General features: G+C 57.7%; 15 protein-coding genes. 3 read left to right on the forward strand and 12 right to left on the reverse strand.

The features are described from left to right. Nucleotides 1–156 (forward strand): co-regulatory protein PtrA N-terminal domain-containing protein (locus AC07XF_RS20470; protein WP_495027938.1); only part of this gene is annotated, 156 nt, incomplete at its 5' end. A gap of 264 nt (nucleotides 157–420) precedes the next feature. Here AC07XF_RS20470 and merR read toward each other — a convergent pair. After that, entirely contained in the window at nucleotides 421–816 is a 396-nt protein-coding gene (merR, locus tag AC07XF_RS20475) for a mercury resistance transcriptional regulator MerR (RefSeq protein ID WP_495027888.1), read from the reverse strand. A gap of 189 nt (nucleotides 817–1,005) precedes the next feature. Between merR and AC07XF_RS20480 the strand changes: the two genes are divergently transcribed. Next, complete coding sequence (locus tag AC07XF_RS20480; protein WP_495027889.1) at nucleotides 1,006–1,299, forward strand: GDCCVxC domain-containing (seleno)protein; 294 nt, start codon at nucleotides 1,006–1,008, stop codon at nucleotides 1,297–1,299. A 311-nt stretch (nucleotides 1,300–1,610) separates the two neighbouring features. Here AC07XF_RS20480 and AC07XF_RS20485 read toward each other — a convergent pair whose 3' ends face one another. The 4 genes from AC07XF_RS20485 to AC07XF_RS20500 all read right to left on the reverse strand — a co-directional run bounded on the left by AC07XF_RS20485 (nucleotide 1,611) and on the right by AC07XF_RS20500 (nucleotide 5,273). After that, entirely contained in the window at nucleotides 1,611–1,994 is a 384-nt protein-coding gene (locus AC07XF_RS20485; protein WP_495027890.1) for a VOC family protein, read from the reverse strand. Nucleotides 1,995–2,083: 89 nt separating this feature from the next. Then, nucleotides 2,084–3,202, reverse strand: a complete 1,119-nt coding sequence (locus tag AC07XF_RS20490; protein ID WP_495027891.1) for an S-(hydroxymethyl)glutathione dehydrogenase/class III alcohol dehydrogenase — start codon at nucleotides 3,200–3,202, stop codon at nucleotides 2,084–2,086. 108 nt (nucleotides 3,203–3,310) lie between these two features. Next, the gene (locus tag AC07XF_RS20495) at nucleotides 3,311–4,279 is read right to left on the reverse strand and encodes an ABC transporter substrate-binding protein (RefSeq protein ID WP_495027892.1); all 969 of its coding nucleotides are present in this window, start codon (nucleotides 4,277–4,279) and stop codon (nucleotides 3,311–3,313) included. A 154-nt stretch (nucleotides 4,280–4,433) separates the two neighbouring features. Beyond that, the gene (locus tag AC07XF_RS20500; protein WP_495027893.1) at nucleotides 4,434–5,273 is read right to left on the reverse strand and encodes a HalD/BesD family halogenase; all 840 of its coding nucleotides are present in this window, start codon (nucleotides 5,271–5,273) and stop codon (nucleotides 4,434–4,436) included. A gap of 108 nt (nucleotides 5,274–5,381) precedes the next feature. On the opposite strand from AC07XF_RS20500, the gene AC07XF_RS20505 reads away from it, so the two are divergent. Further along, nucleotides 5,382–6,293, forward strand: a complete 912-nt coding sequence (locus AC07XF_RS20505; protein ID WP_495027894.1) for a LysR family transcriptional regulator — start codon at nucleotides 5,382–5,384, stop codon at nucleotides 6,291–6,293. A gap of 188 nt (nucleotides 6,294–6,481) precedes the next feature. On the opposite strand, the gene AC07XF_RS20510 is transcribed toward AC07XF_RS20505, so the two are convergent. From AC07XF_RS20510 to AC07XF_RS20540, 7 genes are all read right to left on the reverse strand, one after another. Continuing rightward, nucleotides 6,482–7,393: a LysR family transcriptional regulator gene (locus AC07XF_RS20510; protein ID WP_495027895.1), complete on the reverse strand. Its 912-nt coding sequence runs from the start codon at nucleotides 7,391–7,393 to the stop codon at nucleotides 6,482–6,484. A 36-nt stretch (nucleotides 7,394–7,429) separates the two neighbouring features. Further along, the gene (locus AC07XF_RS20515) at nucleotides 7,430–8,155 is read right to left on the reverse strand and encodes an SDR family NAD(P)-dependent oxidoreductase (protein WP_495027896.1); all 726 of its coding nucleotides are present in this window, start codon (nucleotides 8,153–8,155) and stop codon (nucleotides 7,430–7,432) included. A gap of 23 nt (nucleotides 8,156–8,178) precedes the next feature. Then, entirely contained in the window at nucleotides 8,179–9,102 is a 924-nt protein-coding gene (locus AC07XF_RS20520; protein WP_102674098.1) for an NAD-dependent epimerase/dehydratase family protein, read from the reverse strand. 9 nt (nucleotides 9,103–9,111) lie between these two features. Next, nucleotides 9,112–9,942 (reverse strand): polysaccharide deacetylase family protein, encoded by an 831-nt coding sequence (locus tag AC07XF_RS20525; RefSeq protein ID WP_095966151.1) that lies wholly within the window; start codon nucleotides 9,940–9,942, stop codon nucleotides 9,112–9,114. Between the two features lie 14 nt (nucleotides 9,943–9,956). Beyond that, a complete protein-coding gene (gene speB, locus AC07XF_RS20530) occupies nucleotides 9,957–10,913 on the reverse strand; it encodes an agmatinase (protein ID WP_495027897.1) in 957 nt (318 codons plus the stop codon). Nucleotides 10,914–10,974: 61 nt separating this feature from the next. Next, nucleotides 10,975–12,399 (reverse strand): APC family permease, encoded by a 1,425-nt coding sequence (locus AC07XF_RS20535; protein ID WP_495027898.1) that lies wholly within the window; start codon nucleotides 12,397–12,399, stop codon nucleotides 10,975–10,977. Nucleotides 12,400–12,656: 257 nt separating this feature from the next. Further along, a complete protein-coding gene (locus AC07XF_RS20540) occupies nucleotides 12,657–14,024 on the reverse strand; it encodes an MFS transporter (protein WP_495027899.1) in 1,368 nt (455 codons plus the stop codon). Nucleotides 14,025–14,049 lie beyond the last annotated feature (25 nt).

Below are 14,049 nucleotides of genomic sequence, written 5' to 3' on the forward strand. Positions count from 1 at the left end.
CTGGCGATGGCCACCGGTGGCGGTGATCGGACCTTCGCACGCATGGAGTCGGCCCGGAAAGTCTCGATGGAAACCTACCAGGTTGCCCAGAAACAGAAGGCTGAAGCCGCTGTCGCTGTAAGCAAAGCCAAGGCGACCGATCACATCAACGGCTGATCGCTGTAGCGCATTACCCGGCCGACAGAAGTGTGCGGCCTCAAGCCTCAAATGCAGCACCCAAGGTGCTGCTAGCGCCGGTTTGACCGAGATCCGGCTTACACAAAATCCAGTGTGTTGAATCCCATAGTCGTAAGCAGCCTTTCGCGAAGGGCTGCTTCACGCTCCGATGAAGTCAGTCAACCTAAATTCAAGGCCTCCAGCGGTGCATGTACGTGACTGCAATCAGTTGGGAGTGTATGCATCGTGCCCCGCAACTAAACATCACTCCACGTTCAGCGCATCGATGATAGGGCAAGCGGCTCCGCCGCCTGTATCGCATTGCCGCACCAGTCCGCCCAGCACCTGTTGCATTGCGGCAAGGTCGGCCATCTTTTGCTCGATCAGGGCCAGTTTACGCACGGCCAATGCCCGAGTCTCACTACAAGCGCAGGCCGAATCCAGTGTCAGCAGTGCGCCCACCTCATCCAGCGTGAATCCCAGTGCCTGTGCCCTCTTGATGAAGCGCAGCCGTTTGACTTGCTCCGGTAGATAGCGCCGATAACCGCTGAGCGGCTTTGGCGGCTCATCCAGCAAGCCGCGTCGCTGGTAATAGCGAATAGTCTCGATGTTCACCCCGGCAGCTTCCGCCAACTTGCCGATACTCAGCCCTGTCGCCATCACACACCCCTTGATTCTGTACCTGGGTACGGAGTGTAGAGTGACTCTAGGTTAGATCGTTTCAATGGTGAAGACGATGATTCAACAGATCGGCAAGGGCTCGCTGATCACAGGCGCATTGGCCGCTATGGTTGACCAGGGCGACGACGAATGCGGGTTTTCCCTCCACCGTGCACAAGTGAGGCAACCATGAGCGCCGTCATCCTCGAGTCCGTGTTGACCTGCCCACATTGCGGTTTCACCAAGCAGGAAGCCATGCCCACAGACGCCTGCCAGTTCTTCTACGAGTGTGGCAGTTGCAAAACTCTGCTACGCCCGAACCCCGGTGACTGCTGTGTGTTCTGTTCGTTTGGAACGGTGAAGTGCCCGCCGATCCAGGAGCAGCGCGGATGCTGTGGCATCCGGACGAATGCCCCCCCACATATGGGGAATCCCATTTTTTGGGGGGGAGACTCAGGGTCAGCTTTCGTCCGCAGCAAGTAGCCTGGAACGCAGGGCTAAAGGCCTAAGACTTGCGGCCAAGCGACTTTCACTCAAATGGCTTGATTATTGCGTTGCTGCTCATACGAGCTCCCAATTTACCAGGCAGCAATGTAAAAACAGCGGTTATGGGAGGTGTGTCATGTGGAATCAGCCTCTGATGCTTGTGGTGATCTACCTTACTATCACCCTCAGTATCGGCTGGTTATGTTCCATTGCCGTCCTGTATTGGCTTTGATCCAATGGAAAAAAGTGAATCAACCTCATGTGGGATTGACCGGCTCATGGAAGTGAATGCGCAGCTCGAATGAAGCTTAAGCAGGCTTGAAACAGTACGCAGCCAGTTTGTTACCGTCCAGATCCCGAGCATAGGCGGCATAAGCATCAGGTGCCCAGCCCCGTGGCCCGGGGGCGCCTTCGTCGGTGCCGCCACAGGCCAGAGCTGCCGCGTGGAAGGCGTCGATTGCGGCACGATTCGGTGCTTCAAAGCTGACAGTGACACCGTTGCCGACGCTGGCAGGAGCGCCGTTTGCCGGTTTCAGCACGAAGAAGGACGGGGCATTCTCACCCCAGATCGAGCCGTTTTCTTCCAGATCAGCGATGCGTTTCTGCCCGAGTGCGCCGAGCACATTGTCGTAAAAGCTGCGAGCCTTTTGCAGATCGTTGGTACCGACGGTGACATGAGTGAAGATGCTCATTTGATGCTCTCTCTATAAAAACAAGATGGGTGGGCATTGCAGTTTGCCTGTGCGCGAGACGTCTAATGCTCAACGCCAGGACGATTCAATCAGCGATCGAAATGGATGACGGTGCGAATGCTCTTGCCTTCATGCATCAACTCGAAAGCCTTGTTAATGTCTTCGAGCCCCATGGTGTGGGTGATGAAGGTGTTGAGCGGGATTTCGCCGGTCTGGGCCCTCTCGACATAAGTGGGTAATTCGCTGCGGCCTTTTACACCGCCGAAAGCGGAGCCGCGCCAGACGCGACCGGTCACCAGCTGGAACGGTCGGGTACTGATTTCCTGGCCGGCACCGGCGACTCCGATAATCACCGACTCGCCCCACCCCTTGTGACAGCACTCCAGGGCTGCGCGCATGAGATGGACGTTGCCAATGCATTCGAAGGAGTAATCCACGCCGCCCTGCGTCATCTCGACGATGACGTCCTGGATCGGTGTGTCGTAGTCCTTGGGGTTGATGAAGTCGGTAGCGCCCAATTGCCTGGCAATCTCGAACTTGGCCGGGTTGATATCGATCGCGATGATTCGACCGGCCTTGGCCATGGTGGCGCCGATTATGGCGGCCAGGCCGATACCGCCCAGACCGAAGATCGCCACGCTGGCGCCCTCCTCGACTTTGGCGGTGTTGAGCACCGCGCCAATGCCGGTCGTTACACCGCAACCGAGCAGGCAAACCTGCTCCAGCGGGGCCTCTTTCGGAATTTTGGCCAGCGAGATTTCCGGCAGCACCGTGTACTCGGAAAAGGTCGAGGTGCCCATGTAATGGAACAGGGGCTGGCCGTTGTAGGAGAAGCGGCTGGTGCCGTCTGGCATCAGGCCTTTGCCCTGAGTCGCACGAATTTTCTGGCAGAGGTTGGTCTTCCCGGATTTGCAGAACTTGCAGTCGCCACATTCCGGGGTGTAGAGCGGGATCACATGATCGCCCACCACCAGTGAAGTGACCCCCTCGCCAACCGCTTCGACGATGCCACCGCCTTCGTGGCCAAGAATGACGGGGAAGATTCCTTCGGGATCGGCACCGGACAAGGTAAACGCATCGGTGTGGCAGACACCTGTCGCAACGATGCGTACCAGCACCTCGCCGGCTTGCGGCGGTGCTACATCGATTTCAACAATTTGCAGAGGCTGGTTCGCCGCGAAGGCAACGGCCGCTCGTGATTTGATCATGTTCATGATTCCCGGACGCAAAGAGGCGCCGTTTCTGTGTAGAAGCAGTCAGGAGTTTGTGTTCAGCGGGGCGTTACAGAGGGTGGGCGTCCGTGCCCTGGAGGCCGATTAGAGCGATGCCTCGATCTTTTTTGCTGCGCCTTCATCGACCCAGGTATGCCAGACTTCCGGGTGTTCCTTGAGGAACATCCTGGCCAGCTTCGGCGATTCGATGCGTTCCCGGGTCATTCTCGCCAGGTTCTGATTCAGCAGACCGATGGGAATGTTGACCTTTTCAAGTACCGCGACCAGTTCGGGAGCCTGTTCATGAAAAGCCTTGGAGAGTCCAACCATGGTGACGACGTCCTTGTTGGCCCCGGTCTTTTCCTCCAGTCTTATCGCATCGATCTGCCCCATCAGCGGCGTCGGTGACCAGTAGTAGAACAGTACCGGCTCACCGCGTTTATAGCTGGACAGAACAGCCGCATCCAAGGCGGCACCGGTCCCGGGACGGAAGTTTGTGAAGGTGTCTTCCAGACCGTATTCCTTCAACATCTCGGTATTGTCCTGCTCACAGATCCAACCCGCAGGGCAGTTGTAGAAGCGACCTTTGGATGGCTCCTCCGAATCTCGAAAAATGCCCGGGTATTTGCTCAGGTCGGCGACTGTTTTGAGCTCAGGCGCTTGCGCGGGTCTATTGCGTTTTGCGTCCCCCTCCACGACATAGCGCGGCACATACCAGCCCTGGGTCGCCCCAATGATCGGAGCGCCAACCCCAACGACCTTTCCGGCTGCCGCAGCCTTTTTCCAGACTTCGCTGCGTTCCATCCATTCTTCGCCAAACACCTGGATGTCGTTGCCGGCCAGTGCGGTCTCAAGAATGATGGTGTTACCCACCAATTGATCCGTTGCACAGCCATAACCCTCCTTGAGCACGATCATCATGATGTCGGTAAGGAGCATCCCGCTCTCCCAGTTCAGACCGGCAAACTTCACCGGCTTGCCCGATTCACACCATCCTGACGCCTGGCTTGAAGCACTACCGACAAGCAAGCCAAGGGTGAGCAACGAGGCCAGCAATCTCTTCCTGTTTTTCATGATCAGACGCTCCGAATCATTATTATTGGGGGCAGCGAACTGTTGTGTGCGACACAGGAACAAACGAGCCCATCAGATTCAGCATGGACAGGTACGCGCGCAAACATTTGAAGCGAAGGCGTGAATCAATTGCTTTTGTTGTTATCGGCGACAGTTAAACCAATGGATCGACGCAAGTACGCCCGTAGAACAAATGACGGGCATAGGCACTGAATTCAACGTCAGGCTGGTCCACGTACGCGAACACCGCATTGAGCCTCAGCCGGTCCCCTTCCACCGGCGTCACCCGGTGCAATGAATAGCGGCCGCGGAACAATGTCAGGGTTCCGGGCACTTGAGGCAAAACCTCTATCTGCTGTGTTTTCGGGTCATCGAGGAATTGACTGACCGCGTCATAGCAATCGTCGTTTTCATTGCGCAGCATGCGCACGTACTCGAAATCCCCACCGGCGCTCGCAGCCTGGAGTGACAGCGTGACGCTGAAATCGGAACGATCGAAATGCCATCCCAATTGCTGTCCTGCGGTGAAGCCCTGCAAGTTAAGGGCGGCTAACGGATCGGCATGGCGATAGAGCGCGTCCAGAGCCAATACATCTTTGATGAAAGCAAGGACTTCGTCCGATTCATAGATCTGCCTGATCAAATGCCCGGCCGGAATATCGGCATAAGCAACGGTGTCTTTTGCCGTGTTCATCAACCGTCGTAGCGGATGTTCCGGATCAACGCTTTCATCTTGAGGTTTGAAGTAAACCGTGTGGTTTTCCCGAAAATGGAACATGCGCGAGTGCAGGGCAAGCGTCTGGTCAGCCATCGCGACAACCGATTGGTTGCGAACAAAACCCGGGAAGATTGCAACGCCTTCTTCTCCCAGCAACGACTGACTTTGAGCAACCAGTGCGAGGTAAGCGGAACTGGTGCGATCCGTAATGGGGTAACGCTCTAGGTCGATGATATCGCCCAGGGTTAGTGCAGGTGTGAAAAGCAGGGTAGTCATTTTTGTTGGTCTCCAGTGGCTCTGCTGGATTCAGATTGCATCGGCACCAAAAACAAGTCACGCTCATAATTTTACGCAAATTTGTGAATTATTTTCAGGTCGCTCGCCATGAGACTCACGCTGGATCACCTTGTGATGTTGCAAACCCTGTCGGAGGTCGACTCGGTAACGGCCGTTGCAGAGCGTTTATGGCTGACGCCCTCGGCAGTCAGTCACCGCCTGCGCGAAGCCGAGCGGCGACTGGGTGTGAGCCTGACCGAAAGATCTGGGGGAAAGCTCAGACTCAGCCCTGCTGGCGCACGCCTGGAACGAGCAGCCAAAGACATCATCGCAATACTCAATGAAGCCGAGTCTGAGGCCAGGTCCATGGCCGGTGGCGTCACAGCGTTTGTACGCATGGGTGTCACCTCTTACGGCCCGTTTCGCTGGATTCCAAAATTCATCAAGCATTACTCAAGTCTCCGGCCAGACATCGAAATCACATTGGTGACCGTGCCCCGAAATGACGTTTACGCGAGCCTGATGCAAGGAAGACTGGATGTATCCATTATCGATGACGGCATGGTGCCAAGCGGTGTCGCCAGGTTGCCGCTTTTTCGGGACGACTTGATTGCGATCATGGCAACCGATCATCCCCTTGCGGGAAGGAAAAATATCTATGCGGAAGACTTCAAGACTTACAACCTGGTGACGTATTCGACCGATCGCGCCAGTGGCTGGGAATATGACCGTTTCTTCGCCCCCGCCAGCCTATTGCCGCGACGCATGATCACAGTGGAGTTGATCGAAGCCATCGTCGAACTGGTCCGTTCAGGATACGGAATCAGCATATTGCAACGGGATTTGGTGACCCCCAGCCTTGAGCGTGGGGAGCTTGCGTGGGCAGCCCTGAATGACGGCCTGGACATCGCCTGGAACGCAATCATTCGCCCCTCGGAGCGGGAAGATAGTGAGGTCAATAAAATGGTTACAGAGCTTGATAGCTGGATTAAGAATGCAGGAAAACCTCAACACAGCTAATCGCTGGTTAGCGCGTGAAAATGGTTTTTTGGGTCGATTACAGCCCTTCGCGACAGGACGTAATCGGCTCTGGATTCAACCGGTCGATGCAACACACCAGATCCTGTGCAGGCCGGAGGAGTGTTGCAGATGAAGCAGAGGCTTCGGATCTATTACGCCAACTTCCAGCCTGCTTTGCTCCTTGGGATCTAAGGCAGATAAAGCCTTGCATGAGCGGTGAGCTTATCTAGAAACCGGCTTACCGTACTCTTTTGCTCTACCCCTTGACGGGTTATGCAATGAAAGGCGGAACGATAAGCCAACCGTTGCGGCATGATCGATCGAAGCCTGCCTCGCTCGACCCAGTTCGCGGCGTAGTGGGTAGGCAGGTAACCGATGTAGGTGTCGGAAAAGACCAGCAGCGCAATGGCCTCCATCGAAAACGCGCTGACCGCACTGGCGAACCTGAGCTCGCACGGTCGTTTGTTTTCGGCGACATAGCCTCTGTCGACGTAGTCCGCTGCGCCTAACTCTTCATACGTCAGGTCCTGATCAAGGCGCTGGAAAAACGGATGTCCGCTGCCGCAATACAGGTGCTGTTCCTCTTCGAACAGCGCCTGATAATGAAGCCCCGACAATCGGTGGTGGAAGGCACCGACGGCGACCTGGATGCGTTCTTCAAGGACCGCCTGTTCAAGTTCGTCGGGACGCATGACTTGCAAATCGATATGGACACCGGGTTGCGCAGCACGTAACTGGGCAATGGCCGCCGGTACAGGGCTGTGCTCAAGGGTGATCAGGCTGTCGACCGTGCCGATGCGCAACAACTCCCGATGGCGCCCGCTGAGCACCGCCGTGCGCTGGCGGAAGTGCCCGATGTTGGCGAACAGCTCCTGGGCTGCCGCGTAGGTTTCTTCTCCTTCTTCGGTCAACTGGAAACCGCTTTTTCCGCGTTTGCACAACGAGTAGCCGAGCCTGACTTCAAGGTCTCGAACGAGCACGCTGAGGCGCGACAGACTTGTGTTCAACGGGACCTGTGCAGCCGTAAAACCACCGGCGTCCACGATCGCACAGAAGATCCGCAGCATGCGCAGATCCACATCCGTCAAATTCACCAGCATGCCGCCCTCTCCTCGTTTGTTTGCTTGCGACCGCAGTCAGCCGTTCATTACACCGCCGCCATTGACGCCCAGAATCTGCCCGGTCATGAAACTGGCCTGCTCCGAGGCCAGGAAGATCACCGCGGCGGCAATTTCTTGCGCCGTTCCCAGGCGCAGCATCGGGTATCGCAGCGCTTCTTCGCGAATATAAGCCTCGCCCAGGCGTTCGACCATCGGCGTCAACGTGCCGCCGGGGGCAACCCCGTTTACCCGTATACCATGGGCCGCCAACTCTCGCGCCAACGACTTGGTCAGCGCAATGATTCCACCTTTTGCAGCCGAGTAATGGCAGAGATTGGCGCACCCGAGCTGCCCAAGGTCAGAGGCAATATTGACGATGGCGCCGCTGCCCTGGCGTGTCATCAGGGCCGCCGCCGGCTTGCAGAAAAGGAACGCCCCATAGAGATGAACACGGATCATCCGATCCCAGGCCTCGACACTGAGTTCGCTCAGCGGCGCCTCCTGCAAGAACCCCGCGTTGTTGACCAGCACATCCAGGCGTCGCAGCCCGGCAAATGCACGTTCAGCTGTTGCGGGGTCCGAGACATCACCCAGCGCAAGACGCACCTCCACGCCTCGCGCCTGCAGCTCATCGGCCAAGGCCAGCAGCGCCGGGCTTTCCTGCAAATCATTGAGAACGGCAAGACTGCCTTGCTCGCCAAGAGCAAGCGCGACCGCACGGCCGATGCCTTGGGCAGCACCGGTTACCAGATAGGTTTTCATGAATCACCCCGGCCTTCAGGCCATTAGTAAGGATGCTGTTCCAGCCACTGCGCATACATGGCAATGCCTTCATGCAGGTCGAACCGGGGGCGGTAGCCCAGTTGGTCGCCCGCCGCCGAAATGTCGAAGCGCGCATTTTCATCCAGCACGTTCAACGTACCGGGGCCGATGCTGAGTTGGGCATTGGGGTAGAACTTGCGAACCTGGGCCGCGACTGCCCGGTAGCTGTCCTGCTCGCCGGCCGTCACATTGAACACCCGTTGTTGCAACCGCTCTTCCTGAACAGTGGCCGCCAGTACACAAGCGTGGGCGACATCCACGACATGCACGTACTGAAAGCGGTAATCGCCGCCCTCCTCCTCATGCCACGGCTCGTTATCGATCGCGCTTCTGAGCATGCTCTTGAGGTAGCACTGCATGAACTGGCCAGGACCATAGATCCAACCCGGCCGCAAAGACACCACGCTGACCTGGTACAGGTCGCTGTAAACCTGACCGAGCTTTTCGGTGAACACTTTGGTACAGCCATACGGCGTGGTCGGTTCAAGGGGCGCGCGCTCATCGACCACATCCATTTCCCGGTTGGGACCGTAGGCGCATTCGGAACTGAGGTTGACCACCCGAGAAATACCGCTGAGCCGGGCGCACTCAAACACATGGGTGGTGCCCAGTGCATTGGTCAACACCGTTTGCAGGGGAATACGCCGAGAGTCCACCGGATGCGAGATCGCCGCGGTATGAACGATCGCGTTGACCGGACGGCTGCGGCAGCTCTCCAGCAAACTCGCCAGGTCAGCCAGATCACCTTGTACGTAACGATACGCAGCGTGTTCGATGGCGCACACCAGACTGCGGTCGTAGCCCACCACTTCGTTACCCTGAGCCAGTAACTGACGCACCACTTCCTGGCCAAGAAATCCGTTGGCCCCGGTTACCAGTATGTTCATGATCCGTCCTCAGTAAGGATGCAACGGCAGTGTCAAATCGCCCGCCTGCCAGCGTGAGTAGACATCGTCAGGCGTGCAGATCCAGACATCGTCATAGTGTTGAATCTGTTGGATCAGCCGCTCCAGCATCGCAATGCGTGACGCGCGGCCGATCAATTGCGGGTGCATGGTCAGGATGAAATGGCTGCCGTAGTGACGCATTCCTTCCAGTTCCGCCGACCAGAGTCGAAAGACCTTTTCCGGGTCTTCGATCACACTGCCCACCGCAGGCTCTGCCGAATAGGCGAACTGCTCCCAGTCGTCCAGCAACCAACTGACGGGCAGCTCCAGCAGGCTCTTTTCGGTGCTACCGACGCGGTACGGTCGGTCATCGCCCATCAAGCTGCTATCGCTGTGAAAGCCCAGGGCAATGAGTGAGTCAACGACGTCCGGTGTCAGCTCCCACAACGGTGCGCGGTAATGGTTGACCGGCCGATCGATGGTGGCTTCGAGCAGCGCCTTGGAGTCTTTGAGAATCTGCAGATTCTGCTCGGGCGTCTGTTCATCGGTACGCTCATGGAAGTAACCGTGGCAACCAATCCCGTGGCCGGCAGCGGCAATGCTGCGGACCACCTCGGGGTCGATCTCGACTACCCGAGCGGGAATATAGAACTGCGCCCGTACACCGTAGCGGGCCAGCAACTCCAACAGCCGCGGCACCCCGACACGACGTCCGTAGGCGCCCATCGACAGCAGTGAGAGCCGGCGCCCGTCGAGGCTGGAGGGTTCCCAGGCGCTTTCTGCATCTAGGTCAAAACTCAAGGTCACGGCAAAGCGTTTGTTTTCAGGCCAGGCAGTCATCCATTCGATTCCTTCTACGAGCGACGCTTGATTGAGTCGGCGAGAATGCACAGCAACTCAAACATCATGGTCGCGCCCACCAGCGCCGTGGCCCCGCCCACATCAAAGGGTGGCGACACTTCCACCACATCGGCACCGACCAGGTTCAGGCCCTGCAGGCCCCGTATAAGTTGCTGCGCCTGCAGCGTGGTGATGCCACCGATCTCGGGGGTGCCGGTGCCCGGGGCAAACGCCGGGTCCAGGACATCGACATCGAAGGTGACGTAGGTCGGTTCGTCGCCCACGATACGTCGCGCCTCGGCAATCGTCGCGGCAACGCCGATGTCGGCGAACTCCTCCATATGGATCACCCGGATACCGCAGTCCTTGGCGAAGTCTTCGTCTTCTGCCGAATAGATCGAACCGCGAATACCAATCTGTACTGTGCGCTTGGGGTCCAGCAGCCCCTCCTCGATCGCACGGCGAAAAGGTGTGCCATGGGTGTAGAGGTTGTCGCCGAAGTAACGGTCATTGGTGTCGGAGTGGGCATCGAAATGGACCATGCCGATAGGCCGGTCCCGGGCGATGGCGCGGAAAATCGGCAACGTCACCAGATGGTCGCCACCGACGGACAACGGCACCGTGCCGACCTCATGGACCTGCCGATAGAACGCTTCAATTCGCTTGAGGGAATCGAGCAGATCAATTGGGTTGACCGGCGCGTCACCCAGGTCGCCGACCCGCACCAGATCATAGGGTGCGATATGACTGACGTGGTGAACCTTGCGCATCATGCTCGACTGGTTGCGCACCTCCCGTGGACCATGCCGGGCGCCCGCGCGGTTGGTGGTGCCGCCATCCCAGGGGATACCCAGCAAGGCGATCTGGACGTCTGCAGGATCGGTGAATATCGGCAGGCGCATAAAGCTCGGCATGCCTGCAAAACGGGGGATGACGGCGGCGTCCAGAGGTTGCGGAAAGTCATTGGCCATCAAGATTACTCCTGGGTATCAGCAGATGAATTGACGATAAAAAAGGGATGTTCAGGACGTATCACGCCTTCGCCGACATCACACCGGCACCTCTGCGGCGGCGTTTACCCGAGAGCACGATCAGCGCGCCACTCACCAGGGACAGCGCGCCCAAATACCAGGCGGTATAGAGGTCGTCCGGGGAGACCGGGTTGGCGCCCGCGGTGTAACCGATGTAGGCGAGTACAAAGAGCGCCAGCAATGCGGGGATCGACAGCAGTGTTGCGGTGCGTGCCTTGTGTTGTTTCCAGGTCATGACCATGAAGGCTGCCAGCGCCGAGATGTAGGACATCACCAGGGTGATAGTGACCACGTCGTAATACCAAACGATCTTGTCCAGCGGTTTCCACCAGAGCAAGGCAATGCCGGCGAGCGACACCAGCCCCAGGGTGAACCACGGTGCCTTGAAACGGTTGACAGCGCTAAACGCACCCGGCAGATGCCCCTCCTCGCTCATCCGATACAGCGTGCGCGCCGATGAATTGGAAGAAATCTGCAAGCCGGCGCACGCCGAAGTAATCACTACGAACAGCGCCAGCCAGGCCATGGCCGGTGGCAGGTAGACATTGGCGACAGCGGCGATCGGCCCGCCGTTGCCGTTTTCAACAATGGCAGCCAACTGCTCCACCGGAACCGCGTATTGCCAGCCGATGGCCGCCAGGCTGTAAATCACGAAGGCCGAGGTCAGCACGATCAACAGTGAACGCTGCACGGTGCGAACCGGTACGCGTGCCTCTTCGATGTAGTTAATGGCCGAATCGAAGTTCGCCAGCATCCACACACCAAACAGCACGCCCGGGCCAATCGCCGCCAGACCACCGGCGCCTTGCAGCGAATACATCGAGGCAAACGACAGGTTCTCGACCTGGGGATGGATCAACCCCATGAAACCGAGCCCGGCGACCACGGCGATTTCGAAAACCAGAAAGGTACTGGCGAGCTTCGCTGTCACACCGACACCACGTACCGACACCGCAAAGAAGGTCACGATCAACAACGTACCGATGATCTTCGCGTTGAGTTCGCCAGCGAGAGAAGGAATCAGCGCCTGAATGTACTCGGAGCCAATCAACGCACACATCGGCGTGACGGCGATGCAGGCAACGGCATAGGTCCAGCCCAGGACGCAGCCAATATCCGGATGCAGGAAACGCGAACAAAAGGTAAAGATGCCCCCTGCCGATGGTGCCTGACGTGTCAGCGAAACCATGCACACGGCCAGCACCAACATGGGAAAGAAAAACGCAATCAGGATCGCCAGCGGTGCCTGGTGACCAGAGATCGAATAGAGGATCGACATCGAAGAAGCGGCCACCCAGGCCGGCGCGTTGAACCCCAACGCGGAAAAACTGACGTCCTTGGTGTTGAGCTTTCCTTTGTTGAGCGCAGTGTCGAGCTCGCTGATTGCACCGTGACGGTCGTAACCGAAAAGTTCGTAGAGTTTCATGATTGTTCCCAGGCTCGTTTTTTATTGGCAGGTAGCGAAAACGCTTCTTGTAGGACAGAGCTCTTGAGCAACACCCGATCATTGCCGGGTGTTATCGCCCACTCAAGATAGGGGGATGGCTGCGAGGCACCAATTACCAAAGACGAAAGCTGACTTGCACAAAACCGCACGGATGCCGGACGCCGGCAGGATTTATGGACAAAAAAAAGCCGAAGACCTTAAAAGGCTTCGGCTATTTTTATCGGTCTATTGTGATTTCAAGGGTTCGAAGGTACTCGGGCACTACTCGCCACTCCGTCCAGCGGAGCTTGATTGACCTGCAGTTGCCCCTTTGGCGCGCGCAATGTCCACAGCAGGCAAACACCCACCAACCCCGCTGCCGACAGCGACAACATTCCAGCCCGTGGATCGGTGAACCAGACCTCCATATTGGCCTTGAGCATTGGTGCGACAAAGCCGCCGATGTTGCCCATGGAGCCAATCAGGGCAATACCACCGGCCGCGGCAACCCCGCCGAGGTAGCCGGTCGGCAGTGTCCAGAACAGCGGTTGAACGGTCACGAAACCGGCGGCTGCGAAACAGAAAGCCAGCAGTACCGGTGCAAAACTGTTGAGCAAGGCTGAGGCCGCAATGCCCAGCGCAGCCATGCCCAGCATGCACATGGCCATCTTGAGATGAGCCCCATGCCGGTCGGCATAACGCGTCACAAAGTACATGGCGATGGCAGCGCACAGCCATGGTAATGAAATGAACATGCCCACCTCCAAGCCGACCTTGGTCCCCAGCAGCTCCGCGATGCGCGTCGGCAAGTAGAAGATGACCCCGTACACACTGACCTGAACGCTGAAGTAGATCAGGATGAACTTCAACACCCGCTTGTTGCGCATCAGACCCAGCAGGTTGGTCGGGCCATGGGCCAGCTTGAGCTTGTCTTCAACCTCGATCTCCTGGCTCAGGGCCGCTTTCTCTTCGCGGGTGAGCCAAGGGGCGTCCTGTGGTTTGCTCTTGAGGTAGAACAGCGCAATGATCCCCACGACGACCGCCGCCAGGCCTTCCACCAGGAACATCCACTGCCAGTTGGTCAGGTTGAATATCCCATGCATTTCCAACAACCAGCCCGACAACGGGCTGCCTAACATCAAGGCCATTGGCAGGCCAAAATAGTAGATACCGATGGCCTGGCCGCGACGCTGGGCCGGGAACCAGTAGGTCAGGTACAGGATGACACCCGGTGAAAAGCCCGCTTCGGCCACGCCGAGCAAAAAGCGCAGCACGTAAAACGTTGTTTCATCCCGGGTGAACATCATGGCGGCGGACACCAGCCCCCAGGTGATCATGATCCGGCTGAGCCAGACTCTCGCACCGACGCGGTGCAACATCAGATTACTCGGCACTTCGAAGATGGCATAACCGATAAAGAAAATACCCGCACCCAGGGCGAAGGCCGCATTGCTCAAGCCGATATCGGTCTGCAGTGCCGCCTTGGCGAAACCGACGTTGGAGCGATCGATCATTGCCAGGGCAAACATTAAAGCGAGGAACGGCAACAGCTTCCATCGACACTTGGCAATGGCGCTCTCGATGGCTGCCGCATGATCCGGTCTTGTCGTGTTTTTGGTCATCATTTGTGTGCCTTATTATTATTGTCCA

The organism is Pseudomonas sp. GW821-FHT01C01, assembly GCF_059422645.1.

Coding starts and splice junctions, on each gene's coding strand:
- merR (WP_495027888.1), bottom strand. CDS start 816: ATGGCGACAGGGCTGAGTATCGGCAAGTTGGCGGAAGCTGCCGGGGTG.
- AC07XF_RS20480 (WP_495027889.1), top strand. CDS start 1,006: ATGAGCGCCGTCATCCTCGAGTCCGTGTTGACCTGCCCACATTGCGGT.
- AC07XF_RS20485 (WP_495027890.1), bottom strand. CDS start 1,994: ATGAGCATCTTCACTCATGTCACCGTCGGTACCAACGATCTGCAAAAG.
- AC07XF_RS20490 (WP_495027891.1), bottom strand. CDS start 3,202: ATGATCAAATCACGAGCGGCCGTTGCCTTCGCGGCGAACCAGCCTCTG.
- AC07XF_RS20495 (WP_495027892.1), bottom strand. CDS start 4,279: ATGAAAAACAGGAAGAGATTGCTGGCCTCGTTGCTCACCCTTGGCTTG.
- AC07XF_RS20500 (WP_495027893.1), bottom strand. CDS start 5,273: ATGACTACCCTGCTTTTCACACCTGCACTAACCCTGGGCGATATCATC.
- AC07XF_RS20505 (WP_495027894.1), top strand. CDS start 5,382: ATGAGACTCACGCTGGATCACCTTGTGATGTTGCAAACCCTGTCGGAG.
- AC07XF_RS20510 (WP_495027895.1), bottom strand. CDS start 7,393: ATGCTGGTGAATTTGACGGATGTGGATCTGCGCATGCTGCGGATCTTC.
- AC07XF_RS20515 (WP_495027896.1), bottom strand. CDS start 8,155: ATGAAAACCTATCTGGTAACCGGTGCTGCCCAAGGCATCGGCCGTGCG.
- AC07XF_RS20520 (WP_102674098.1), bottom strand. CDS start 9,102: ATGAACATACTGGTAACCGGGGCCAACGGATTTCTTGGCCAGGAAGTG.
- AC07XF_RS20525 (WP_095966151.1), bottom strand. CDS start 9,942: ATGACTGCCTGGCCTGAAAACAAACGCTTTGCCGTGACCTTGAGTTTT.
- speB (WP_495027897.1), bottom strand. CDS start 10,913: ATGGCCAATGACTTTCCGCAACCTCTGGACGCCGCCGTCATCCCCCGT.
- AC07XF_RS20535 (WP_495027898.1), bottom strand. CDS start 12,399: ATGAAACTCTACGAACTTTTCGGTTACGACCGTCACGGTGCAATCAGC.
- AC07XF_RS20540 (WP_495027899.1), bottom strand. CDS start 14,024: ATGATGACCAAAAACACGACAAGACCGGATCATGCGGCAGCCATCGAG.